Raw genomic sequence first — 21,975 nt, forward strand, 5'->3', positions numbered from 1 at the left:
GAACCGCAATGTCCGAACGCCGCGTAGTCATCGCCTCCAACGTGGGCCTCCACGCCCGCCCGGCCAAGCTGTTCGCCAAACTCGCCGGCGAGCAGCCCGCGAAGGTCACCATCGGCAAGGAGGGCCAAGAGCCGGTCGACGCCCGCTCGCTGCTCCTGCTGCTCACCTTGGACGCCAAGGGCGGCGAGGAGGTCATCCTCTCGGCCGAAGGCGACGGCGCCGAGGAGTCCCTCGACGCTCTGGTGGCCGAGCTGCAGACCGACCGCGACGTCTGACGAGGAGCTTCCTGACATGACCGCCGAGATGACCGGAATCGGAGTGAGCCCGGGCGCCGTCTTTGCGCCGTGCGCCCGGCTCGCGCCCGTACCCGCCCCGCCCGCCGACACCGGGCCCGAACCCGACCCGGCGGCCGCGCTCGCCAGGGCCCGGGCCGCCCTCGAAGCGGTCGCCGCCGACCTCGACGAACGCGCCGAGGCCGCCACCGGGCCCTCCGCCGACATCCTCGACGCCCAGTCGATGATGCCGCGCGACCCCGCGCTGGCCGACCAGGTCGAGAAGGCGCTCGCGAGCGGCCGGTCGACCCCGCACGCGGTCATCGAGGCGTACGACTTCTTTCGGTCCGCGCTCGAGGCCGCCGGCGGCTACATGGCCGAGCGCGCCGCCGACCTCGACGACCTGCGCGACCGCACGCTCGCCGTGCTCCTGGACCGGCCCATGCCCGGCCTGCCCGACCCAGGGCACCCGTTCGTGCTGGTGGCCAAGGACCTCGCACCCGCCGACACCGCCGCGCTCGACCCGGCCAAAGTGGCCGCGATCATCACCGAGCAGGGCGGGCCGACGAGCCACACCGCGATCCTCGCCAAGTCGATGGGCCTGCCCGCCGTCGTCGCCTGCCCCGCCGCCGCGGGGCTCGCCGACGGCACGGAGGTCCTGGTCGACGGCGGCACCGGGCTGATCGTCCCCGATCCCGAGCCCGGGCGCGTCCGCCGCGTCCTCGACGCCGAGGCCAAGCGCGCCGCCGCCCTCGCGTCGAGCCGCGGCCCCGGCCGCACCGCCGACGGTCATGCCGTGCAGCTCCTGGTCAACCTCGGTTCGCAGGCCGACCTCGCGGCGGCCGCCGCGGTCGACAGCGAAGGGGTCGGCCTGTTCCGCACCGAGTTCCTGTTCCTCGACCGCGAGACCGCACCTACCGTGGACGAGCAGGTCGAGGCGTACGGGCAGGTGTTCGCGGCGTTCACCGGACGCAAGGTCGTGGTCCGCACGCTCGACGCCGGGGCCGACAAGCCGCTCGCTTTCGTCGACCACGGCGAGGAGCCGAACCCGGCCCTCGGCGTGCGCGGCATCCGCCTGGCCCGCACCGAAGCCGGTGCCGCCCTCCTGGACGGCCAGCTCACCGCGATCGCCGCAGCCGCGCAACGGCACTCGGCCGACGTGTGGGTCATGGCCCCTATGGTCGCGACCCCCGGCGAGGCCGCCGCGTTCGCCGACCGGTGCCGGGCGCACGGGATCCTCACGGCGGGAACGATGATCGAGGTACCAGCTGCCGCACTGCGCGCCTCTCGGGTACTCGAGGGCTGCGACTTCGCGAGCCTGGGCACCAACGACCTCGGCCAGTACACGCTCGCCGCCGACCGCATGAACGGATCGCTCGCCGAACTGCTCGACCCCTGGCAGCCCGCGCTGCTCGACCTGGTGAGCCTCGCCGCCGAGGCCGGCCGCGAGGCGGAGAAACCCGTGGGCGTCTGCGGCGAGGCCGCGAGCGACCCGCTGCTCGCGTGCGTCCTCGTCGGCCTCGGGGTCACGAGCCTGTCGATGGCGCCGACCGCGGTCGCGGCCGTCCGCGCCGAACTGTCCACAAGGACGCTGTCCGACTGCGCGGGCATGGCCGCCGAAGCCCTGCACGCCGAGGACGCGGCCCAAGCCCGCCGCCTCGTCGCCGCCTACTGAACCGCCGCCTACCGGTCCGGCCGATACCGGACCCTTCATCTAACCCATTTACAAAGGCGGCATTCGCGCCGTACCATGCAACCATGAAGTCCACCTCGCGCGACATCCGCCTCCGCAACTGCTTCGCAGTGCTGCGGCACCTGATCGCGGACGCCCCCACCTCCCGCCAGATCCTCGCCCGGGAGACCGACCTCAGCGTCGCCACCGTCTCCAACCTGGTGACCGACCTGATCGAACTCGGTGTCGTCGTGGAAGTGGGCCGCGAGGACTCCGGCGGCGGCAGGCCCCGGGCGCTCCTGGCGCCCAACGTCGGCGGCGGCGTCATGATCGGCGTCGACGTCGCGGAGACCTACGTGCACCTCGAGGTCTACGACCTCTCGCTCGCCATCGTCGACCGCGTCGACGAGCGCATGGAACCCAGCGAGAACGCTCCCGAGCAGGTCATCAGCCACATCGCCGCCGCCATGGACCAGGTCCGCGAACGCCTCGGCGACCGCGCCGTCCTCGGCCTCGGCGTCAGCCTCCCCGGCCAGGTCGACGTGACCTGGGGCGTCTCCGGCTTCGCCCCCAACTGGAACTGGCACGACGTGCCCTTCCGCAAGCTCCTCGCCGACCGCCTCGACCTCGGCGTCCCGATCTACCTCGACAACCCCCTCAAGACCATCACCGTCGGCGAACTCTGGTTCGGCGAGGGCCGCGGCGTCGACCGCCTCGCCGTCCTCATCCTCGGCACCGGCGTCGGCGCCGGCCTCGCCTTCGGCGGCCAGCTCTACCGCGGCGCCACCAACTCGGCGGGGGAGTGGGGCCACACCACCATCAACCCCGGCGGCCCCCAATGCCGCTGCGGCGCAAAGGGATGCATCGAGGCCTACGTCGGCGCCCCCGCCATCCTCTGGCACTGGGGCCAGCTCGACGGCCGCGCCACCGTCGGCTCCCAGACCGAGGCCATGGCGGCGCTCGCCGCCGCCTGGAAGGCCGGTGAGCCCACCGCGGTGCGCACCGTCGAGACCGTCGCGGAGTACCTCGCCGCCGGCGTCGCGAACCTGCTCAACCTCTTCAACCCCGACCTCGTCGTCTTCGACGGCTGGGTCACCGGCATCCTCGGCGACGCCATCATCCCCGAGTTCGAGCGCCGCCTGCCCGAGCACGCCATGGAGGCCCCGCTCAAGGCCGCGCGGCTCAAGCGCAACGGCCAGGACCGGAACATGGTCGCCCTCGGCGCCGCCGCGCTGGCTTTGGAGGGCCACCTCAACCGCCTGAATACGGTCGGATCCCGCAGCCGCCGCTGAGCGCCGCGCCGCAACCGAATAGTCCGGCGGCGGCCCTGAACCGCCGCCAATCCGAGCGCACGAGCCCCAGCCGTCCCGGGCGGCGAGGGGCTGTTCGTGCTGTGCGCTGCGGAAACTCCTGAGGCTTATGGGGTGATCGCTCCCACGATGATCGAGCACAAATCGTTATCCGAGCCCTTACTTCAACCCATTGACAAAGTGAGTGGCGCTCGCAACACTGGGAGGCGGAATCGACTGGTGTTGATTCCCCGCTGCGGCGTCGACCATGACCCGGGGTCGCAGGGAGCCCTTCCGACCTCTCAACGTAGCGAGGAGCTAGCAATGGTTGCCTTCAGCAACAACAGCCCTTCCAGGCAAACGCTCGCCAGTCTGGCGATGAACCGCCGCCGCATGCTCGCGCTCGGCGGCCTGACCGCCGGAGCCGGGGCGCTCGCCGCCTGCGGGTCCAACACGGGCCGCGGCTCGAGCGAGGGCGTCAACCTCTCGCAGTGGTACCACCAGTACGGCGAGGCCGGCACGCAGCAGGCCGCCGAGAAGTACGCCGCCGCGTACAAGGACGCCACCGTCACCATCAACTGGATTCCCGGCGACTACGACACCGCCCTCTCCTCCGGCCTGCTGGCCGAGAAGGAGGGCGACTACCCGGACGTGTTCGAGGGCCACCTCAACCGCGCGATGGTCGAGAGCGAGCAGATCGTCCCGCTCGACGACATCCTCGCCGACGTCCTCGACGACTACACGCCGGACGACCTGGCGCGCAACACGATCGACGGCAAGATCTACGGCGTCCGCATGATCGACGACCCGCAGTTCCTGTACTACCGGCCCTCGCTCCTCGAAGCCAAGGGCATCACGCCGCCCACCACCTTCGACGAGCTCATGGCCGCCGCCGCCGAACTGACCACCGGCGACGTCAAGGGCCTGTTCCTCGGCAACGACGACTCGGCCACCAAGCTCTTCCAGCCGATCGTCTTCTCCGCCGGCCAGACCCTCCTGACCGACGCCAACGAGATCGGCTTCGACAAGGCCACCGTCCTCGCCGGCGCCGCCCAGGTCAAGGCCCTCCACGACTCCTCGTCGCTCCTCATCGGCGCGCCGACCGAGGCGTGGGACCCGTCCTCGATCATCCAGGAGCTGTGCGCGATCCAGTGGTGCGGCCTGTGGGCCCTGCCGCAGATCATCGAAGCGCACGGCGACGACATCAACGTCATCCCGTTCCCGGCCTTCGGCTCGGGCACGCCCACCGTGTTCAACGGCGGCTGGGACACCTTCGTCAACGCCAAGTCCGCGAACGTGGACGAGGCCAAGGCGTTCGTCAAGTGGCTGTGGGTCGACAACCAGGAGTTCATCCTCGACTGGAACCTCTCCTACGGCTTCCACATCCCGCCGCGCCTGTCCATGCGCGGCAGCGCCGAGCAGCTCGCCGACGGCCCCGCCGCCGAGGCCGTGCGGATCTCCCAGGAATACGGCTGGGCCGAGAACCCGAACTGGACGCCCACCATGGAGACCGCCGTCGACGACATGATGACCAACATCGTCCTCGAGGGCAACGACCCCGACGCGGAGTTCGACACGGCCGTGGCGACCATCCAGGACGAGCTCGACAGCATCTTCGGTTAGTCGGGGGCACCGTGGCAGTCTCAGCAGCAGCCGCCGCGGACACCGAGCGGGCGGGCACCGGGGGCAAGCGCCCCCGGTCCCGCCGATCGGGCCGCTGGCGCACTTCGCTCGCCTTCTGGGGGTTCGTCGGGCCGTTCCTCGCCGGGCTGATGGTCTTCACCTTCGTCCCGGTCGTCTGGAGCGCGTACCTCTCGTTCTTCGACGCTCAGAACACCGTCGTCCCGCTCGCCGAGGACTTCGTGGGCTTCGGCAACTACGTCGACATGCTCACCGACAGGGCCTTCCAGGACAGCCTCATCACCTTCTCGGTGTTCGCGGCCTTCATCGTCCCGCTCACCTTCGCGTGCTCGCTCGGCCTGGCGCTCATGCTGAACAAGCTCCGCTTCATGCGCGCGTTCTTCCGGTCCGTGTTCTTCCTGCCCTTCGCATGCTCCTATGTGGTCGCCGCACTGGTGTGGAAGATGTCGATCTTCAACGGCGTGCGCTACGGCCTCGCGAACTCGATTCTCGACCTCTTCGGGATCGAGGACATCGCCTGGCTGTTCAACCCGAACCCGCCCTGGTACTGGCTGGTCATCGTCAGCCTGCGCCTGTGGATCCAATGCGGGTTCTACATGATCCTGTTCATCGCGGCGCTCCAGCAGATCCCAGAGCACCTCTACGAAGCCGCCTACGTGGACGGCGCGAAGCCGGGCCGGCAGACGTTCTGGCACATCACGCTGCCGCAGCTGCGGGCCACCTCCGTCGCCGTGCTCATGCTCATCCTGATCGCCGCCTACCAGGCCTTCGACGAGTTCGTGAACCTCATCGGCAACCAGGCCTACGCCAGGCCGCCCCTGGTCTACCTGTACTACACCGCCCTCGGGACGCAACAGGACCTCGGCCGCGGCTCCGCCGGGGCGCTCATCCTCGCGCTCATCATCGCGATCGTGACCCTCCTGCAGGGCAGGTTCCTCGGGTTCGGCAACAAGGAAGGTCGGTGAGCGGCATGGCGACCGCGACCCAGCACAAGCGACCCGCCGGCTACAAGCCCGGCGTCGGCACCAAGAGCGCGCAGGCGGCGAACCTTGTCATCCTCAGCGTCCTCGCCGTCCTCTTCCTGATCCCGTTCTACCTCATCGTGCGCAACGCCTTCGCGACCGACGCTGAGATCACCGCGCCCGGATGGATGTGGTTCTCCGCCTCGCCCGCTTGGCAGAACATCGTCGACCTGTTCAACGACCCGGCGGTGCCGATGGCGCGCAGCCTGCTGAACTCGGCCATCGTCGCGGTCACCACCACGGTCGGCACCCTGCTGCTGTGCACCACCGCCGGATACGGGCTCGCCCGCATCCCCTACCGCCACGCCAACAAGGTCTTCTACCTGATCCTGGCCACCCTGATGATCCCCGGCGCGGTCACCTTCGTGCCGAGCTTCGTCATGGTCTCCAGCCTCGGCTGGATCTCGGACTTCCGCGGCCTGATCATCCCGACGCTGTTCAACGGCTTCGTGACCTTCCTGTGCCGCCAGTACTTCCTCAGCTTCCCAAGGGAACTGGAAGAGGCCGCCCGCGTCGACGGGCTCGGCTACTGGGGCTCGTTCTGGCGCATCGTGGTCCCCAACTCCGGGAACTTCCTGGCCGCGATCGCCGTGATCACCTTCGTGGGCGCTTGGAACTCCTTCCTGTGGCCCTTGGTGATCGGCCGCTCGCCCGACGCCTGGACCGTCCAGGTCGCACTCTCGACCTTCCTGACCGCCCAGACCGTCAGCCTCTCGCAGCTGTTCGTGGCCGCACTCGTGGCGATCCTGCCGCTGGTGTTCGTCTTCCTGTTCATGCAGCGATTCCTGGTCCAAGGAGTGGCGCAAACCGGGCTTAAAGGTTGATCTAAAAGGACTCCCTCACTCCAAAGGCGACAATTGCAGATGCTAATGTGAGCTGCACTTTGGTCACAGCGTGCCCAACCGGCCGCGGGTCCCCACCCGCGGCCGTGCGCTTTGACCCGCCCGAAACCCTTTTGCAAGGAGTCATCCCCAATGGAAGAACTCAAGATCCGGTCCCCCTTCGGCGTGTGGGGCCTCACCCTGATCAGCTTCGGCATCTACGGCCTGTTCTGGTACGCCAAGACCGCCACCCAGATCCAGGGCGTCAACCCGAACAACCCCAAGAACGTCACCGGCACCAGCCTCGTGGTGTGGATGCTGTTCGGCGCCATCACGCTCTTCATCGTGCCGATCATCAACTGGTTCAAGCTGTGCGCCTCCATCAAGGCCGAGCAGGAGTCCGTCGGCCTGGCCCCGACCTTCAACACCGGCGTTGCCACCCTCCTGTGCTTCCTCGCCGGCACCAACCTCTGCTACATCCAGGCCCAGCAGAACCTCGTCGTGAACGCCGTCAAGGCCCGCCAGAGCGTCCCCGCCTAGCAGCCATCGGCGCCCCGGCGCTACACGACCCAGAGCCCCCGGCCGCACGCGGCCGGGGGCTCAGTCCATCCCCGGACATCAGCACGCGTGACGCGTGACGCGTGATATGCCACTGCGACGCTCTGGCGGCACCCGCGTCTCCCGCGACCGGCTAATCTTGCCGCTGTGGATCTGACCGAATACGTGCCCGTCGTCCCCGACTTCCCCGAGCCGGGGGTCGGCTTCCGCGACATCACGCCGCTGCTGGCCGCCCCGAACGCGTTCCGCGTGTCGGTCGACCGTCTCCTGGAGGCCTGCGCGGCCCACCCGTACGACTCGATCGCGGCGTTCGACGCCCGCGGCTTCCTCTGGGCCGCGCCGCTCGCCGACCGCACCGGCACGCCGCTCATCCCGATCCGCAAGGCCGGGAAGCTGCCGCGCGAGGCGGCCGTCGAGCGCTACCGCGGCGAATACGCCGAGGTCCGGGTCGAGATGCACGCCGACGCGGTGCGTGACGGTGACCGGGTCCTCCTGGTCGACGACGTCATCGCCACCGGCGAGTCCATGGCCGCCGGCGTGCGCCTCGTCGAGGGCCTCGGCGGCACCGTCGCCGCCTGCGCCGCCCTCCTGGAGATCGCCAGCCTCTCGGGCCGCGACCGCCTCGACGGCTATCCGGTCATCTCGCTGCTCGGCAAACTCTGAGACGTACGAATGGCGCGTGACATATGACATGTCACGCGCCATTCGCTTGCCTGGAAACCTTCAGCCGACGAGCTTCGCCAGGTTCGCCGGGTCGGCCAGCGCCGAGCCCATGCCGATGACCGACGCGCCGGCCTTCAGGTAGGTGTCGATCTCGTCGGGGCCGACGCCGCCGGTCGCCACGAACTTCATCTCCGGGAACGGCCCGTGCATCGCCTTGAACCAGTCCGGTCCGAGCGTCGAGGCCGGGAAGACCTTCACCCACGTGCAGCCCAGGTCCCGCGCGAGGCCGACCTCGCTGGCCGTGGCCACGCCCGGCAGGTGCGGAAGCCCGGCCGCGTGCGAGGCCTCCAGAACGGCGGGGTTCAAGCCCGGTGCGATCGTGTAGGCCGCGCCGGCGGCCGCCGCTCGCTCGACGTGACCGGCCGAGACCACGGTGCCCGCGCCGACGACGCGGCCGCCGGGCGCTGCGGCCTTCACCGCGGCGGCCAGCGCCTCTTCCTGGCCGGGTTTGCCGATCGGGACCTCGACCAGGTCGAATCCGGCGTCCCAGACCCGCTCCGAGAGCTGCACGGTCTCGTCGGCGGGCAGGCCCCGCCAGATGGCCATGACGCGCTGCCCGGCGAAGAGGCGGTCGAAGAAGTCGCCTTGATCAAAGGTCACTGGTCCTCCAGGATGGCTCGGACGGTCTCGGGTGGCGGCGGGGGCGCGAGGTCCCCGACGGTTCGGAGGGCTCCGGCGGCGAGCCGGTGGCCCAGTCGCATCGATGCTTCCAGGGAGGCGTCGTGCAGGCGGCCGTACAGGAAACCGGCGGCGAAGGCGTCGCCGGCGCCGACCGGTTCGACCACGTCGACCGGTTCGGCGGGGGAGTAGATGCGGCGGTCGCCTTCGTAGGCGGTGACGCCGTCGCCGCCGTCCTTGACGACGAGGACGCCCGCGTCGGGCAGCAGTTCGCGCACGTCGTCGGCGGTCTTGACGCCCCACAGGGTCTGGGCCTCGTCGAGACCCACGAATGCGATGTCGGCGGCGCCTGCGAGGCGCTGGAGGGCCGGCCCGGCCTCGCTCACGGGCCACAGTGCGGGCCGGTAGTTGACGTCGAAGCTCACCAGTGCCGGGTCGAGCGCCCGGTCCACGAGGAGTTCGTCGATGAGTGCGGCGCAGGAGTCCGAGAGGATCGGGGTGATGCCGGACAGGTGCAGGATCTTGGGTGGTTCGCCGGTGCCAGCGACATCGGCGAGGTGGCCGGGCCCCATGGTGGAGGCCGCCGATCCGCGCCGGTAGTAGTGGACGCGGGTGCCTTGGGGCCCAGGGTCTTTGAAGTAGACACCGGTGGGCCTGCCGGGGTCGGTCTGGACGCGGGAGCAGTCGACGCCGGCTTCGTCCAGGACGTCGCGGATGCGTTCGCCGAGCGGGTCGTCGCCGACCTTGCCGCACCAGGCGGCGTGCGCGCCGAGCCGCGCGAGTGCGACGGCGACGTTCGATTCGGCCCCGGCGACCCCCATGTGGAGGTCGACGGCACTGCGGAGGGGGCCCGCGGCCGACGGGGCGAGCACGATCATCGATTCGCCCAGGCACAGGACGTCCATGTGGCTCCCTTCGTGTCCGCGGCTCGCGCGAATGGGGGTTCGGGGTCGCCTTAGCCTACCGAGTGGAAAACGCATACACAAAACTGCGGGCGCGGGGCCGCCCAGAGGTTGAGAAGCGCGGTCCTGGAGAAGGACAGTCGTTGGGAAGCAGGGGGCACGGCGTTCCGGCTCCCTCGTTCGGGCCGCCGTCCCGCGTAGACTGTGTGGCACAGGCCTCTCATCCTGGAGGCGATCATGCCCGAGCTGCGGCTGGTGAAGATATTCGCGTGGACGATCGGCGTCCTGATCGTGTTGTGGATGCTCACCGAATGCCTCGGCGGCGTGGACGAGGCCGACCCCGGCAACCAGGACCTCGAGCGCGACACCGAGCAGTACGCCGCCGACTGCGAGCGCACCTGGACCGCCCTTGACCTGGCCGCGAGCGCGGACCAGGAGAGCGTGGACGGCGTGCTCGACCAGTTGGACGCGATCGGCACCGACATCGAGGACCTCGAGCTGAAGTCGCTGACCGCCGACTTCGCCATGCAGGCCCAGGAGATGGTCGCGGACGCCGATCCCGCGGACCCCGACGCCCTCGAAGAGGCCCAGGCCGAGTTCCGCAACGACGCCGCCATGAATCTCTCCATGCGCTGCCCGGTCCGGTGACCGGAGCCCGCGGGCTGGACCCCGGTATTGACAGTGTTCGAAATAATCGCTAGCTTCGACACGTTCGAACATCGTTCTGTCCGAAGGATGTTCGGTCGACCTCATTGTGGAGGGACGCGGCACGGCGCGGGAGCGTCCGGCCTGTCGGCCTCCACAGGGACTTTGCTCTGGGGTTGACGGGGCGGGGCCGCCCGGAAGCGCTCGGGCCGCGGGAACGCGGCCTGCGGCGATGCCGTGCGGGCCCGCCCCGTTTCCATTTCCGGGCAGCGGCCGATAGACCGGTCCGCGCCGGGGCAGGCATTCGTCTGCATTCGCACACCGCTGAACTGTCGGGTGACCGACGAGCTGCGGTTTCGCACGTTCTCAAGCGCCCGCCGCGGACCGCGCGTTTGGGTTCGGGACCGCGCTTGTGGCAAAATGGCACGTCTGCCATTGACCCGTAGGAGCCTCGTTGCCACCCAGCGAATTGCACGCCACCTTCCTGCCCGACCACGCCTCCCCGGCTGATGGGCGGCTCCTGTTCTACGGCGGCGCGCACCCTGGGGCCGCAGTGGCCGAGCTCGGACTGCCCCCCGGTGACCCGGTGGACGCCGAGCTCTACCTGGGCGGCGAGCTCCTCGAGGTCGAGGGCGTGGCCATGCCGGTGCGCCCGGTCCTGCCCGCGCTCACCCGGATCGCCTCGCGCCCGGACATCACCGAATCGGTCGCGATCTGGGCGCGGATCGCGAACGCGGTGGACGACGACAAGTTCGACGACCTCGACCGCATCTCCGGGGAGCTGCCCGCCGAGGGCCACTCGGTGCCGCACTCCGAAGGCCACGTGTGGACGGCGAAGGCCCTGGTGGGCGCATTCGTGGAGTCCTTCACCGAACTGATGCGCTCCGATTCGGGGCTCAACCTGCGGCTCATCACCGCCCAGCACTCCGACCCCGGCGAGATCCGCGTCAACGCCGACCTGCGCAAATACCAGTCGCACGGTGTCGCGTGGCTCGAGGCCGCCGCCAACGGCGGCGCGGGCGTCATCCTCGCCGACGACATGGGCCTCGGCAAGACCCTCCAGTCGATCGGGCTGCTGGTGCGCCGCGCCGGCAACGCCCCGCACCTGGTGGTCTGCCCGACCTCGCTGGTCGGCAACTGGCAGCGGGAGATCGCCCGCTTCGCGCCCCAGCTCAGCGTCCACCTGCACCACGGCCCGGCCCGCACGAAGCACCGCGGCCCGCTCACCGATGCCGACGTGGTCGTGACCTCCTACTCGATCGCGCTGCGCGACATGAAGCTGCTGAAGCAGATCGCGTTCGACACGATCGTCATCGACGAGGCGCAGGCCATCAAGAACCACCGCTCCCGCACCGCCGGAGCTGTACGCGAGCTCACCGGCCGCGTCCGGGTGGCCCTCACCGGCACGCCCGTGGAGAACCACCTGTCGGAGCTGTGGTCGATCTCCGAGTTCGTCAACCCCGGCCTCCTGGGCGGCCAGACCGACTTCAAACGCCGGTTCGCCGACCCCATCGAGATCGGCCGCGACCCGGTCGCGGCCGCCACCCTCCGCGCCCGCATCGACCCGGTCGTGCTGCGCCGCATGAAAGAAGACGTCGCCGCCGACCTGCCGCCGAAGATCGAGGCGGTCGTCGCCTGCACCATGACCGACGAGCAGGCCGGGCTGTACAAGGAGGCCATCCGCGAGGCCTTCGACGAGGGCCTGGGCGACGGCATCACCCGCCGCGGCCGCGTCCTCAAGCTCCTCACGCGGCTCAAGCAGATCTGCAACCACCCCGCCCAGTTCGTCGGGGAGGGCGACGGCGACCTCGCCGAACGCTCGGGGAAGCTCGACCGCGTCACCGAGATGCTCGCCGAAGTCGTCGACGAGGGCGACAAGACCCTGATCTTCACCCAGTACCGGCAGATGGGGGAGCTGCTCTCGCGCCACCTCCACGCCGAGCTCGGCGTGGCCGCGCCGTTCCTGCACGGCGGTCTCGACCAGCCCGCCCGCGACCGGCTCGTCGACGAGTTCCAGACCGGCGAGGGCCCGGCGATCCTGCTCGTGTCCCTCCGCGCCGGCGGCACCGGCCTCAACCTCACCGGCGCGTCGCACGTCGTCCACTACGACCGCTGGTGGAACCCGGCGGTCGAGGACCAGGCCACCGACCGGGCGCACCGCATCGGCCAGACCCGCACCGTGCACGTCCACAAGCTCGTCACCGCCGGATCGCTCGAAGAGCGCGTCGACGAACTCCTCGCCCGCAAGCGGGCCATCGCCGACGCCGTGGTCGGCAACGGCGAGGACTGGATGGGCGACCTCGACGACTCCCAACTGCGCAAGCTCATCGAACTCGACGACGGAGGCCACCTGTGAGCGACCCGTACGGCCGGACCTGGTGGGGCCGCAAATGGTGGCGCGCCCTGGAGACCATCGGCCTCAACTACCCCGACCAGCGCATCGTCAAGGGCCGCGCCCTCGCCGGGCACGCGGCCGTCACCGGCATGAGCATCGACCCGGGCTCGGTGACCGGCCGCGTCACGGACACCAACGGCGTCTTCGACGCCGAGATCGCCATCCCCGTCTACAACGCGTCCGCCTGGGCCGCAGGGATCACGGCACTCTCGCTGTCGCCCTCGTGCGTCGCCGGTCTCCTCGCGGGGCGCCTGCCCAAACGCATCGACGACGTCCTCGCCGAGACCGGGATGCGCCTGCTGCCCAAGAAGTTCGTCACCGAGGACCACAACCGCATCACCGCGACCTGCCCGTGCGCCGACCGCCGCGAGGTGTGCGCCCACATCATGGCCCTCGCCCTCGTGAGCGCCGCGAAGATGGACGACGACCCCTGGCTCGTCCTCCTCCTCCGCGGCGGCCCCACCAGGGACCTCGCCGGGCGCCTGCGCGCCGCCCGACTCGCCAGCATGGACGCCGCCCAACCCGTCTGACCGAGGAACGGTCCGTTCAACCCCGGGCCGCCCCAATACGGCTGCGGTACTTGGCGTGATAGTGCCGCCCGCCCGACTCCATGACCGCCCGCAGCAGCGTCGAGGACTGCTCGGGAAGCAACCGGAGCAGACGGCTCGCATAGCCGGCGGCCTGCTCCGGCCCGAGCTGCGCCAGCCAGTGGTCGATCGTCGCGACGAACAGTTCGACCGGTTGCTCCCGGGCGCCGCGCCGCAGCGCCACCGATGCGAGCACGGCGGGGGCGCTCGGCGCACTGGCGTCGGTGATGATCTCGGGCATGTCGGAAGGCCCGACCGCGGCAGCGGCGAAGCGCGACTCGGGGCCCGTCTCGATACCGCGCCGGTACCTCCTGGCCAGCAGATCGGTGCGGCACAGCAGGAGGAGACTCACCGGCAGCCGGAAGTACTCGAAGGCGCCGGCGACATGCACCGGCAACCGGTGGTACACCGCGGGATTCCACTCCGCGAGCACCTTGCACACCACGATCCGAGCGGCACCGTCGGCGAAATCGAGGCGCACCACGGCGTCCAGGCCCAGGCCGTCGGTGGACTCGGACGAGCGCCGCAGCAGCGAAGCCGAATCGCAGCGCGACCGCGCATGACGATCCCCGGTCAGTCCGAGCATCCAATCCACAATCGTCGGATCGTCCTCAATGAGCTGCACGAGCACGGTCTGCAGGATCTCCGGCATCGACGCCTCTCTCCGAATCGGGTTCGCGCGGTAAAACGAGCCACGATCGCAGCGGAAACGCCGATGTCGGAAAGCTGACAATAAGTGCGGGAACGGGACTGCGGCCGACACCAAAATGCCCGCGGTTCAGACCAGCGTCACCGTCATCCCGGAGTCGTTGGGGGACACCGTCACCGACAGCAAGTCCGGGACCCTCGGCAGACCCTCGGCCGCCTCGCCCTTGTAATCGCCCACCACTACCGTGGCCGCGCCCGCGGCCCTCGCCGAGTTGAGACCCGCCGGCGCGTCCTCGAACACGACCGCCTCCGACGCGTCGAACCCGAGTGCCTTGGCCGCCAACATGTACGGCTGCGGATGCGGCTTGCCCTTCGTCACGTCGTCAGCCGCGACCAGGATCTTCGGCAGCGGAATCCCCACCGCCGCGAGCCGCCGCGTCGTCAGCGCCCGCGTCGCCGACGTGACCACCGCCCACCGGTCCCGGTCCAGGCCGTGCAGCAGCGCCGCCGCCCCCGGAATCTCGCTGATCCCGTCCGTACGGTCGATCTCCTCCGCCTCGATCCGGTCCGTCTCGGCCACCACGTCCACCCCGCGCGGCGCGAACTCCGCGACCACCTCGATCGTCGGCCGCCCATGCGCCACCGCCAGAATCGCGGACGCCTCCAGACCGTGCCGGTCCGCGAACCGACCCCAAGCCCGCTCCACGGACGCCGTCGAATCGACCAGCGTCCCGTCCATGTCGAACAGCAGCAACGAAGCCGTCAGCACCGAATCGCCCATGCGTACCCTCCTCGAGTCGAACCGTCACGCTACCAACGGAACATGACGGTCACGATAATTCTCGCGAAGGATTCGCCGATCGCGCCGTGAGTCTTTCCCCCGCACCGGATAACGGTTGCGCGAAACGAGGGGATCACTTAGCGTCGACCCCGTGCCGGAACTGATCCTCCCCACCGCCCGCCTCGGCCCCTCCTACGCCGAAACGGTCCACGAATTCATCGCCGAAGGCCGCGGTGGACCCGACGACCGCTCCCTCCTCGGCGACCTCCTTCGCGAAGCCGGGCGACCCGACGGCACCGAGCAGTGGATCGAACGCGTCCTCGACTTCGAACGCACGCTCATCACCGACCCGCCCGCCCACTTCGTCCCCGCCACCACCTACTGGTGGACCGACGGCGACACCCACCTCGGGCGCATCAACCTCCGCCACCACCTCAACGAGGACCTCAGCGACATCGGCGGCCACATCGGCTACGACATCCGCCCCACCGCCCGCAGGCAGGGCCACGCCACCGCCATGCTCGCCGCGGTCCTGCCCCACGCCGCCGCACTCGGCATCGACAAGGCCCTCGTCACCTGCGACGTCGAGAACACCGGCTCCCGCAAGGTCATCGAAGCCAACGGCGGGGTACTCGAAGACCAGCGCGGCGACAAACTCCGGTACTGGGTCGCCACCGCGCCATGACATTGCACGCTGACACAGTTGGGGGAACAGGGTGGGACTCAAACGCGTCGACTACGACCGCACGCAGCACGCCGGATACGCCAAGGGACGCAGGCTCCTTCCCGTGAGCCGCCGCAGCTGGCTCCGGGCCTTCCGCGAACACGCCGGGAACCGCCGCATCACCACCGTGGTCGACGTCGGCTCCGGCACCGGGCGGTTCACTCCCGCGCTGGCCGACGAGTTCGGGGCCGACGTGATCGGCGTCGAACCCTCGGCGCGGATGCGGGAGGTCGCCCATGTCGAGTCCTCGCACCCGCTCGTCACGTACGTGCCGGGCCACGCCGCGGAGCTGCCGCTCGACGATGCGAGCGCCGACCTGGCGCTCATGTTCCTCGTCTGGCACCATGTGCCCGACAAGCCCGCCGCCGCACGGGAGCTGGCTCGCGTCATGGCTCCCGGCGCGCGGCTGCTCATGGCGACCACGCTCGCCGACCGGCTCAAGGACCTGCTGCTGTACCGGTACTTCCCGCGCACCCGCGAGATCGACGCCGAGGTGTTCCCCACCTTGGGCGAGACCGTGAACGTGTTCGCCGACGCCGGGTTCGCCCACACCGGGCTGGCCGAGGTGCACCACCGGTCGGCCGACAGCCTGGCCGAATACGCCGGGAGGCAGCGGATGCGGGCGCTGTCGGTCTACGAGCACCTGTCCGAAGAGGAGTACCGCGACGGGCTCGCCGCGCTGGAGGCCGACGCGGCCGCTGAGACCGCGCCGCGCCCGATCGAAGCCGAATGCGACCTGCTCGCGTTCACGCGCGTCTGAACGGCCGCACCGGCCACGATCGTGCCGCATGACAGGTGACATACCACTGAGCCTCGGCCACTGAGCCGCGGTCGCAATGGCGTCCAGGCCGAAAGCCCTCCATGACATGTGACATGTCACCGGCCACCGGCCGAGGCCTCAATTGCCGTCGGGGGAGACGAGGCCGGTGTTGTAGGCGAAGATGACCGCCTGCACCCGGTCCCGGGCGCCGATCTTGGCGAGGATGCGGCCCACGTGGGTCTTCACGGTCGACTCGGCGAGATGGAACCGCTCGGCGATCTCGGTGTTGTTCCAGCCCCGGCCGATCGCCGTCAGCACCTCCTTCTCGCGGTCGGTGAGCACGCCGAGCCGCTCGGCCGTCGCCGAAGCGTGGTCCTCGCCCTCGACCGGGAACTGGCCCGCGAACCGGTCGAGCAGCCGGCGCGTCAGCTTCGGCGCGACCACGGCGTCCCCGGCGGCCACCACGCGGATGCCCGCGAGCAGCTCCTCGGGCTGGGCGTCCTTGACCAGGAACCCGCTTGCCCCGGCGCGCAGCGCCGCGTACGCGTACTCGTCGAGGTCGAACGTGGTCAGCACCAGCACCCGGCTGCGCCCGCCCGCGGCGATGATCCGCCTTGTGGCCTCGATCCCGTCCACGCCCGGCATGCGCACGTCCATGAGCACCACGTCCGGTCCCAGCTCGGTCGCGCGGCGCACCGCGTCGGCCCCGTTGTCGGCCTCGCCGAGCACCACCAAGTCCGGCTGGCTCTCCACCAGCATCCGGAACCCCATGCGCTGCAAGGGGTGATCGTCCACGATGAGCAACGTGGTCACCGGCGCTCCTCTCCATTCCGGGGCAGCCACAAGGCGACCCGCCAGCCGCCATGCGACTCGGGACCGGCCACCAAGGTGCCGCCGAACGCCGCCGCCCGCTCCGACAAGCCTGCCAGACCACGGGCCGTACCGGCCTCCTCCACCCGGTTTCCGGTGTTGGACACCGTGACCGCCAAGCCCGCCTCACGGTACTCAATGGACACCTGGGCGCGCTTCACGCCTCCCGCGTGCTTGAACACGTTCGTCAGCGACTCCTGCACCGTGCGGTACACCGCCAACTCCTGGTTCTCCGACATCGCCCAAGGCGCACCCGACACGGTCACCGTCACCGGCAGACCCGCCTCCCGGACCCGCTCGACGAGTGCGTCGAGCTCCGCCAGCCCCGGCTGCGGGGCCAGCTCGACGTCGTCGCCGTCCTCGGCCTTGAGCACCGACAGCACCCGGCGCAGCTCGCCGAGCGCCTCCCGGCTCGTGCGCCCGATCGCCTCGAGCGCCTCCTTCGCCTTCTCGGGCTTGGCCGTCGCCGCGTACGCGCCGCCGTCCGCGAGCGCGTTGATCACCGCCAGGTTGTGCCCGATGATGTCGTGCATCTCCCGCGCGATCCGCGTGCGCTCCTCCGACACCGCCTCCCGCGCCGCCTGTTCGCGCTCGGAATGCTGAAACTCCCGGCGGGTCCGCACCAGCATCGCCACCGCCACTATGAGCCCGAAGTAGAGCGCGGTCGGTGCGAAGAGCCCCAGGAAGCTCCCGACCGTCAAGTCATAGTTGACGAACCAGTCGATCAGCGAGGGCAGGATGGAGATCGCCGCCGCCCACCACACGAGCTTGAGCGGACGCCGCAAAACCAGGTTGTAGAGCACCACGGTGAACGCCAACCCGCCCGCCGCGGCGACGAATCCCGCGGACTCGTCGATGGTCAGGCCGAGCGGGATCATGATCGCCAGCGGCACGAACTGACTGAGCAGCACCGCGAACGGGAACCGGCGCCGCCAGATCGTCGGCACCATGAGCATGGCCACCAGGAGCACCTGGAGCAGCGGGTAGCGGACCTGGAACTGGGTGACGGCGATCCCCACCAGCCCCAGGCACCCGCCGAAGGTGTAGAGGAAGATCGGGAAGAGATTCCAAAGCAGCGGATGCCGGGAGTCGAACTCCAGCATCCGCTGCCACAGCCCGCGTTTGCGGGGAACGGTCACGGCCTCGGCCACGGGCGCATTCTCACACGTCGCGACGCTTGAGCAGGACGCCCGCCAGCCCGTATGTGACCACGAGCCAGATGCCCATCCACAGCCACGACGTCTCCAGCGACAGGTCCGCCCCGGCCGGGTCCACCATCGTGATCGTGTTGGACACGTTGCCCGGCGCGTACGGCGTCACGTCGCCGACCCAGTTCCACGGCAGCAGGGTCGCCAGCTGCGGCAGGATCATGATCACGCCGATGTAGAACCCGATCGAACCGGCGGAGTTGCGCAGGATCGAACCGATCCCCAGTGCCAGCAGCGCCAAGTACACGATCATCGCCGCGTACCCGAACAGCGCCCGGAGCACCCCGTCGTCCGAAAGCGAGACCCCGCCCAAACCGGAGTCGCCGAACAGCGCCTGCGTCAGGAAGAACGTCAGGAACACCATGGCGGTGAACAGGACCGCGACCACGGCCCCGAACACGGCGGCCTTCGCCCACAGCACCGACAGGCGCTTCGGCGCGGCCGACATCGTGGAACGGATCGAACCGGTCGTGTACTCACCGGTCACCGTCAGGATGCCGAGCACCGCCACGAACACCGAGGCGAGCGCGACACCGGACATCGAGACGCCGATCGCCGTCTCCGCCCCGCCGACCGCCTCTTCGGTCGGAATGCTCGACGCGATCAACGCGCCCAGGCCGGCGCTGAACACGGCCGCGCACAGCAGCACGATCCAGGTCGAACGCAACGACCACAGCTTCGTCCACTCCGAATGCAGCAGGCCCGCCGCACTGAGCTTGTAGTTCGCCGGCGGCGTGTAGGCCACGGGGCGGTCGGTCATAGCAGCGGCGGTCATCGGTTCGCCCCTTCGGTGGTCTGGCGGTACTCGACCGCGTCGGCGGTCAACTGCATGAACGCGTCCTCAAGGGACCCTCGGTCGGTGCGAAGCTCGTGCAGCACCAGGCCGTGCGCGGCCGCGGTCTGACCCACGACGGCGGCCTCGGTCCCGGACACGTCCAGAACCCCGCGCTCGGGGCTCGCGATGGTGATCCCCGGACCCGCAAGGTGCTCGGCCAAACGCGCCGCGTCGGGCGAGACCACCCGCACGCGCGCCTCACCGTTGCCCGACACGAACGCGTCGACCGTGGTGTCCGCCAAGAGCCTGCCCTGCCCGATCACGATCAGGTGCTCGGCGGTCTGGGCCAGCTCGCTCATCAGGTGCGAGGACAGGAACACTGTGCGGCCCTCGGCCGCGAGGCCCTTGAGCAGCAAGCGGATCCACTTCACGCCGTCGGGGTCGAGGCCGTTCACCGGCTCGTCCAGGATCAGCACGGCCGGGTCGCCCAGGAGCGCCACGGCGATGCCCAGGCGCTGGCCCATGCCGAGGCTGAACCCGCCGACGCGCTTGCCGGCGACCTCGTGCAGGCCGACGAGGTCGATGACCTCGTTGACGCGGCGCGTGGGGATGCCGTGGGTGCGGGCGAGGGCGAGGAGGTGCTTGTAGGCGCTGCGTCCGGCGTGGACGGACTTGGCCTCCAGGAGCGCGCCGACCTCGGTCAGCGGCGAGCGGAACTCGGAGTAGTGCTTGCCGTTGACGCGGGCGAGGCCGCTGGTGGGAGCGTCCAGGCCCACGATGGCGCGCATCGTGGTGGACTTCCCTGCGCCGTTGGGGCCGAGAAAGCCGGTGACGACGCCGGGTTTGACGGCGAAGGTCAGATCGTCTACGGCCGTCTTCTTGCCGTAGCGCTTCGTCAAGTGCTCGATCTCGATCATGCTCAGAACGCTACGGCGCGCAAAACGACCCTTCATCGGTTTCAAGAGCGAACTTCAGGGACGTGAGTGGTACCCGGGTACTACTACTTCCGGTCGTCTCCTCGGATGTGAACACGGTTGCCCGATGTGGCAAAGGCCTGATGTGTCCTTCGTGTCCCCTCGCTGTAGAGCACTCGATCACACGCCGCAATAGCCGAGAATGGCGCGATAGCCGTATCAAAACATCACGATAGGGACCCCATGGCACATAATCTTCCCCGTTGGCGGCGCCGTCACCGCGCCGTCGCGGCCGGAGCCGCCGCGCTGGCCGCGGCGGCCAAACTCGGCGCCGTCGCCTGGAACGCCGCCGCCGAGGAGCCCGCGGGCTCGCCCCGCCAAGCCGAGTACACGGCCGCCGCCGCCGAGTACGAGGTGCCCGAGGCGATCCTGCTCGGCGTCTCCTACATGCAGTCCCGCTGGACCGACCACGGCGGCCAACCCAGCACCGCGGGCGGATTCGGTCCCATGCACCTCACCGACGAGGTCCCGACCCTCAACGGCGCCGGGCACCACAACGAGGACGACGCCCGCGGCGACGACACCCGGCCGATGGAGCTCCCCGAGGCCGAATCCGAAGCGCCCGAAGCCGACCCGGGGCCGATCACGATCGACGACGCGGCCTCCCTGACCGGCGAGACCGAGGAGGAGCTGCGCACCGACCCGGCCTCGAACATCGCCGGTGGCGCCGCGCTCCTCGCCGACTACGCGGCCGACCTCGGCATCGAATCCGACGACCCGGCCGACTGGTACGCCGCGGTCGCCCGCTACTCGGGCGCCGAGGACGAGGCCACCGCCGCCCGCTTCGCCGACGAGGTCTACGCGCTCATCGCCACCGGCGCCACCGAGGAGACCGACGACGGCACCGTCACGCTCGACTCGCAGGCCGTCGACCCCGACGAGAGCGGCATGGCCGCCCTCGGCCTCACCGCCGCCGACACGTCGAACACGATCTGCCCGGACTCGCTGGGCTGCGAGTGGATCCCCGCTCCGTACGAGCAGTGGGGAACCACGATCAGCCAGTACGGCAACCACGACCTCGCCGACCGCGAGAACGACATCGACATCAACGCGATCGTCATCCACGACACCGAGGGCTGCTACGACGGAACCCTCGACGTCGTCCAGGACCCGGCCCGGATCTCCTGGAACTACACCGTGCGCTCCTCCGACGGGCACATCGCCGAACACCTCGACCACAAGAACGTCGGCTGGCAGGCGGGGAACTGGGCCGTCAACATGCGCTCGCTCGGCATCGAGCACGAGGGCTTCGCCGCCGACGGCTCCTGGTACACCGAGATCCTCTACCGCAATTCGGCCGAACTGGTCGGCTTCCTCGCCGACCGCTACGACGTCCCGATCGACCGCGCCCACATCCTCGGCCACGACAACGTGCCCCAGTCGACCCACTGGGACCCGGGCCCCTACTGGGACTGGGGGCACTACTTCCAGCTCCTGGGCGTCCCGCTCGAACACGCTTCCGGAGGCATCGGAACCGAGGTCGTCACCGTCGCACCGGAGTTCGCCGACAACCGCCCGGTCATGACCGGTTGCGACGCCGCCGACGACGCCGCCGAGTGCCCGGTCCGGGGGGCCTCCACGGTGTTCCTGTACTCCGAGCCGAGCCTTGACGCGCCGCTGCTCAACGAGGCCTCGAACTCCGTCGACGATCTCGGCGCCCGGGCCGGATACGGCCAGCAGTTCGCCGTCGCCGAGGTCCAAGGCGACTGGGTCGCCGTGTGGTACCAGGGCAAGAAGGGCTGGATCCTCAACCACGAGGACAGCCCGGTTCTCGCCCCGGCTCGCGGCCAGGTCGCCGTCCCCAACCGCGACGACGTGACGGTCTGGCGCGACACCTTCCCCGAGGCCGCCGCCTACGAGGGCACCGGGGCGACCTACCGCCCGAACGGCGTGGTCACCACGATCGACACCGGCCAGTCGTATGTCGTGGGCCAGGAACTCCGGTCGCAGGCCTTGTGGGCGAAGACCTACAACACCCCGACGTTCGTCGTCAACGGCGAGACGGTGTTCTACCAGATCCAGATCGGCCACCGGATCGGGTACGTCGACGCCGCCGACGTCACGCTCGAAATGGTCTGACGCACCGGTAG

The 21,975-nt window shown here is 69.9% G+C and carries 22 protein-coding genes; 14 read left to right on the forward strand and 8 right to left on the reverse strand.

Going from position 1 to position 21,975, the window contains the following annotated elements; translation table 11 throughout:
* The first annotated feature begins 8 nt into the window (after positions 1–8).
* The 8 genes from ACFO8M_RS19770 (at position 9) to ACFO8M_RS19805 (ending at position 7,938) form a co-directional block, all read left to right on the forward strand.
* Positions 9–275, forward strand: coding sequence for an HPr family phosphocarrier protein (locus ACFO8M_RS19770; RefSeq protein WP_387978737.1), 267 nt, complete (start codon positions 9–11; stop codon positions 273–275).
* 16 nt (positions 276–291) lie between these two features.
* Positions 292–1,947, forward strand: a complete 1,656-nt coding sequence (ptsP, locus tag ACFO8M_RS19775) for a phosphoenolpyruvate--protein phosphotransferase (protein ID WP_387978739.1) — start codon at positions 292–294, stop codon at positions 1,945–1,947.
* Between the two features lie 83 nt (positions 1,948–2,030).
* A complete protein-coding gene (locus ACFO8M_RS19780) occupies positions 2,031–3,236 on the forward strand; it encodes an ROK family transcriptional regulator (protein WP_387978741.1) in 1,206 nt (401 codons plus the stop codon).
* A 321-nt stretch (positions 3,237–3,557) separates the two neighbouring features.
* Entirely contained in the window at positions 3,558–4,856 is a 1,299-nt protein-coding gene (locus tag ACFO8M_RS19785) for an ABC transporter substrate-binding protein (protein ID WP_387978742.1), read from the forward strand.
* An 11-nt stretch (positions 4,857–4,867) separates the two neighbouring features.
* The gene (locus ACFO8M_RS19790) at positions 4,868–5,839 is read left to right on the forward strand and encodes a carbohydrate ABC transporter permease (protein ID WP_387978744.1); all 972 of its coding nucleotides are present in this window, start codon (positions 4,868–4,870) and stop codon (positions 5,837–5,839) included.
* Positions 5,840–5,844: 5 nt separating this feature from the next.
* A complete protein-coding gene (locus tag ACFO8M_RS19795) occupies positions 5,845–6,720 on the forward strand; it encodes a carbohydrate ABC transporter permease (RefSeq protein WP_387978947.1) in 876 nt (291 codons plus the stop codon).
* A gap of 150 nt (positions 6,721–6,870) precedes the next feature.
* Positions 6,871–7,257, forward strand: coding sequence for a DUF4234 domain-containing protein (locus ACFO8M_RS19800; protein ID WP_387978746.1), 387 nt, complete (start codon positions 6,871–6,873; stop codon positions 7,255–7,257).
* A 165-nt stretch (positions 7,258–7,422) separates the two neighbouring features.
* Positions 7,423–7,938, forward strand: coding sequence for an adenine phosphoribosyltransferase (locus ACFO8M_RS19805; RefSeq protein ID WP_387978748.1), 516 nt, complete (start codon positions 7,423–7,425; stop codon positions 7,936–7,938).
* A 60-nt stretch (positions 7,939–7,998) separates the two neighbouring features.
* Here ACFO8M_RS19805 and ACFO8M_RS19810 read toward each other — a convergent pair whose 3' ends face one another.
* Both ACFO8M_RS19810 and ACFO8M_RS19815 read right to left on the reverse strand, forming a co-directional pair.
* The gene (locus tag ACFO8M_RS19810) at positions 7,999–8,598 is read right to left on the reverse strand and encodes a bifunctional 4-hydroxy-2-oxoglutarate aldolase/2-dehydro-3-deoxy-phosphogluconate aldolase (protein WP_387978749.1); all 600 of its coding nucleotides are present in this window, start codon (positions 8,596–8,598) and stop codon (positions 7,999–8,001) included.
* Positions 8,595–9,521, reverse strand: coding sequence for a sugar kinase (locus tag ACFO8M_RS19815; protein WP_387978751.1), 927 nt, complete (start codon positions 9,519–9,521; stop codon positions 8,595–8,597). Before ACFO8M_RS19815 ends, ACFO8M_RS19810 begins: the two co-directional genes overlap by 4 nt.
* A gap of 234 nt (positions 9,522–9,755) precedes the next feature.
* Between ACFO8M_RS19815 and ACFO8M_RS19820 the strand changes: the two genes are divergently transcribed.
* The 3 genes from ACFO8M_RS19820 (at position 9,756) to ACFO8M_RS19830 (ending at position 13,088) form a co-directional block, all read left to right on the forward strand.
* Positions 9,756–10,166 carry a hypothetical protein gene (locus ACFO8M_RS19820; RefSeq protein ID WP_387978752.1) on the forward strand — a complete coding sequence of 137 codons (411 nt, stop codon included), beginning with the start codon at positions 9,756–9,758 and terminating at the stop codon, positions 10,164–10,166.
* 451 nt (positions 10,167–10,617) lie between these two features.
* Positions 10,618–12,519: a DEAD/DEAH box helicase gene (locus tag ACFO8M_RS19825; RefSeq protein WP_387978754.1), complete on the forward strand. Its 1,902-nt coding sequence runs from the start codon at positions 10,618–10,620 to the stop codon at positions 12,517–12,519.
* Positions 12,516–13,088 (forward strand): SWIM zinc finger family protein, encoded by a 573-nt coding sequence (locus tag ACFO8M_RS19830; RefSeq protein ID WP_387978756.1) that lies wholly within the window; start codon positions 12,516–12,518, stop codon positions 13,086–13,088. The genes ACFO8M_RS19825 and ACFO8M_RS19830 overlap by 4 nt, the downstream gene beginning before the upstream one ends.
* Positions 13,089–13,104: 16 nt before the next feature.
* Here ACFO8M_RS19830 and ACFO8M_RS19835 read toward each other — a convergent pair whose 3' ends face one another.
* Both ACFO8M_RS19835 and ACFO8M_RS19840 read right to left on the reverse strand, forming a co-directional pair.
* Complete coding sequence (locus ACFO8M_RS19835; RefSeq protein ID WP_387978758.1) at positions 13,105–13,797, reverse strand: hypothetical protein; 693 nt, start codon at positions 13,795–13,797, stop codon at positions 13,105–13,107.
* Between the two features lie 126 nt (positions 13,798–13,923).
* Positions 13,924–14,574 carry an HAD-IA family hydrolase gene (locus ACFO8M_RS19840; protein ID WP_387978759.1) on the reverse strand — a complete coding sequence of 217 codons (651 nt, stop codon included), beginning with the start codon at positions 14,572–14,574 and terminating at the stop codon, positions 13,924–13,926.
* 151 nt (positions 14,575–14,725) lie between these two features.
* Between ACFO8M_RS19840 and ACFO8M_RS19845 the strand changes: the two genes are divergently transcribed.
* Positions 14,726–15,259 (forward strand): GNAT family N-acetyltransferase, encoded by a 534-nt coding sequence (locus ACFO8M_RS19845; protein WP_387978761.1) that lies wholly within the window; start codon positions 14,726–14,728, stop codon positions 15,257–15,259.
* 31 nt (positions 15,260–15,290) lie between these two features.
* On the forward strand, positions 15,291–16,058 hold the full coding sequence (locus tag ACFO8M_RS19850; RefSeq protein WP_387978762.1) for a class I SAM-dependent methyltransferase: 768 nt from the start codon (positions 15,291–15,293) through the stop codon (positions 16,056–16,058).
* A gap of 138 nt (positions 16,059–16,196) precedes the next feature.
* Here ACFO8M_RS19850 and ACFO8M_RS19855 read toward each other — a convergent pair whose 3' ends face one another.
* From ACFO8M_RS19855 to ACFO8M_RS19870, 4 genes are read right to left on the reverse strand one after another with little or no spacing between them, the layout of a single operon-like run.
* Positions 16,197–16,871, reverse strand: a complete 675-nt coding sequence (locus tag ACFO8M_RS19855; RefSeq protein WP_387978764.1) for a response regulator — start codon at positions 16,869–16,871, stop codon at positions 16,197–16,199.
* On the reverse strand, positions 16,868–18,079 hold the full coding sequence (locus ACFO8M_RS19860; protein WP_387978766.1) for a sensor histidine kinase: 1,212 nt from the start codon (positions 18,077–18,079) through the stop codon (positions 16,868–16,870). Before ACFO8M_RS19860 ends, ACFO8M_RS19855 begins: the two co-directional genes overlap by 4 nt.
* 10 nt (positions 18,080–18,089) lie before the next feature.
* On the reverse strand, positions 18,090–18,911 hold the full coding sequence (locus tag ACFO8M_RS19865; protein ID WP_387978768.1) for an ABC transporter permease subunit: 822 nt from the start codon (positions 18,909–18,911) through the stop codon (positions 18,090–18,092).
* Positions 18,908–19,828 (reverse strand): ABC transporter ATP-binding protein, encoded by a 921-nt coding sequence (locus ACFO8M_RS19870; protein WP_387978770.1) that lies wholly within the window; start codon positions 19,826–19,828, stop codon positions 18,908–18,910. Before ACFO8M_RS19870 ends, ACFO8M_RS19865 begins: the two co-directional genes overlap by 4 nt.
* A gap of 240 nt (positions 19,829–20,068) precedes the next feature.
* Here ACFO8M_RS19870 and ACFO8M_RS19875 point away from each other — a divergent pair, with 240 nt between their 5' ends.
* A complete protein-coding gene (locus ACFO8M_RS19875; RefSeq protein WP_387978772.1) occupies positions 20,069–21,964 on the forward strand; it encodes an N-acetylmuramoyl-L-alanine amidase in 1,896 nt (631 codons plus the stop codon).
* The last annotated feature ends 11 nt before the right edge of the window (positions 21,965–21,975 follow it).

The sequence above is a fragment of the Glycomyces rhizosphaerae genome (assembly GCF_042647865.1).
In the GTDB taxonomy this organism is placed as follows: Bacteria; Actinomycetota; Actinomycetes; order Mycobacteriales; family Micromonosporaceae; genus Glycomyces; species Glycomyces rhizosphaerae.

Excerpts from the sequence above, each read along its gene's own strand:
- ACFO8M_RS19770 (WP_387978737.1), top strand. The coding sequence starts at position 9 with ATGTCCGAACGCCGCGTAGTCATCGCCTCCAACGTGGGCCTCCACGCC.
- ptsP (WP_387978739.1), top strand. The coding sequence starts at position 292 with ATGACCGCCGAGATGACCGGAATCGGAGTGAGCCCGGGCGCCGTCTTT.
- ACFO8M_RS19780 (WP_387978741.1), top strand. The coding sequence starts at position 2,031 with ATGAAGTCCACCTCGCGCGACATCCGCCTCCGCAACTGCTTCGCAGTG.
- ACFO8M_RS19785 (WP_387978742.1), top strand. The coding sequence starts at position 3,558 with ATGGTTGCCTTCAGCAACAACAGCCCTTCCAGGCAAACGCTCGCCAGT.
- ACFO8M_RS19795 (WP_387978947.1), top strand. The coding sequence starts at position 5,845 with ATGGCGACCGCGACCCAGCACAAGCGACCCGCCGGCTACAAGCCCGGC.
- ACFO8M_RS19800 (WP_387978746.1), top strand. The coding sequence starts at position 6,871 with ATGGAAGAACTCAAGATCCGGTCCCCCTTCGGCGTGTGGGGCCTCACC.
- ACFO8M_RS19815 (WP_387978751.1), bottom strand. The coding sequence starts at position 9,521 with ATGGACGTCCTGTGCCTGGGCGAATCGATGATCGTGCTCGCCCCGTCG.
- ACFO8M_RS19820 (WP_387978752.1), top strand. The coding sequence starts at position 9,756 with ATGCCCGAGCTGCGGCTGGTGAAGATATTCGCGTGGACGATCGGCGTC.
- ACFO8M_RS19835 (WP_387978758.1), bottom strand. The coding sequence starts at position 13,797 with ATGCCGGAGATCCTGCAGACCGTGCTCGTGCAGCTCATTGAGGACGAT.
- ACFO8M_RS19840 (WP_387978759.1), bottom strand. The coding sequence starts at position 14,574 with ATGGGCGATTCGGTGCTGACGGCTTCGTTGCTGCTGTTCGACATGGAC.
- ACFO8M_RS19865 (WP_387978768.1), bottom strand. The coding sequence starts at position 18,911 with ATGACCGCCGCTGCTATGACCGACCGCCCCGTGGCCTACACGCCGCCG.
- ACFO8M_RS19870 (WP_387978770.1), bottom strand. The coding sequence starts at position 19,828 with ATGATCGAGATCGAGCACTTGACGAAGCGCTACGGCAAGAAGACGGCC.
- ACFO8M_RS19875 (WP_387978772.1), top strand. The coding sequence starts at position 20,069 with ATGGCACATAATCTTCCCCGTTGGCGGCGCCGTCACCGCGCCGTCGCG.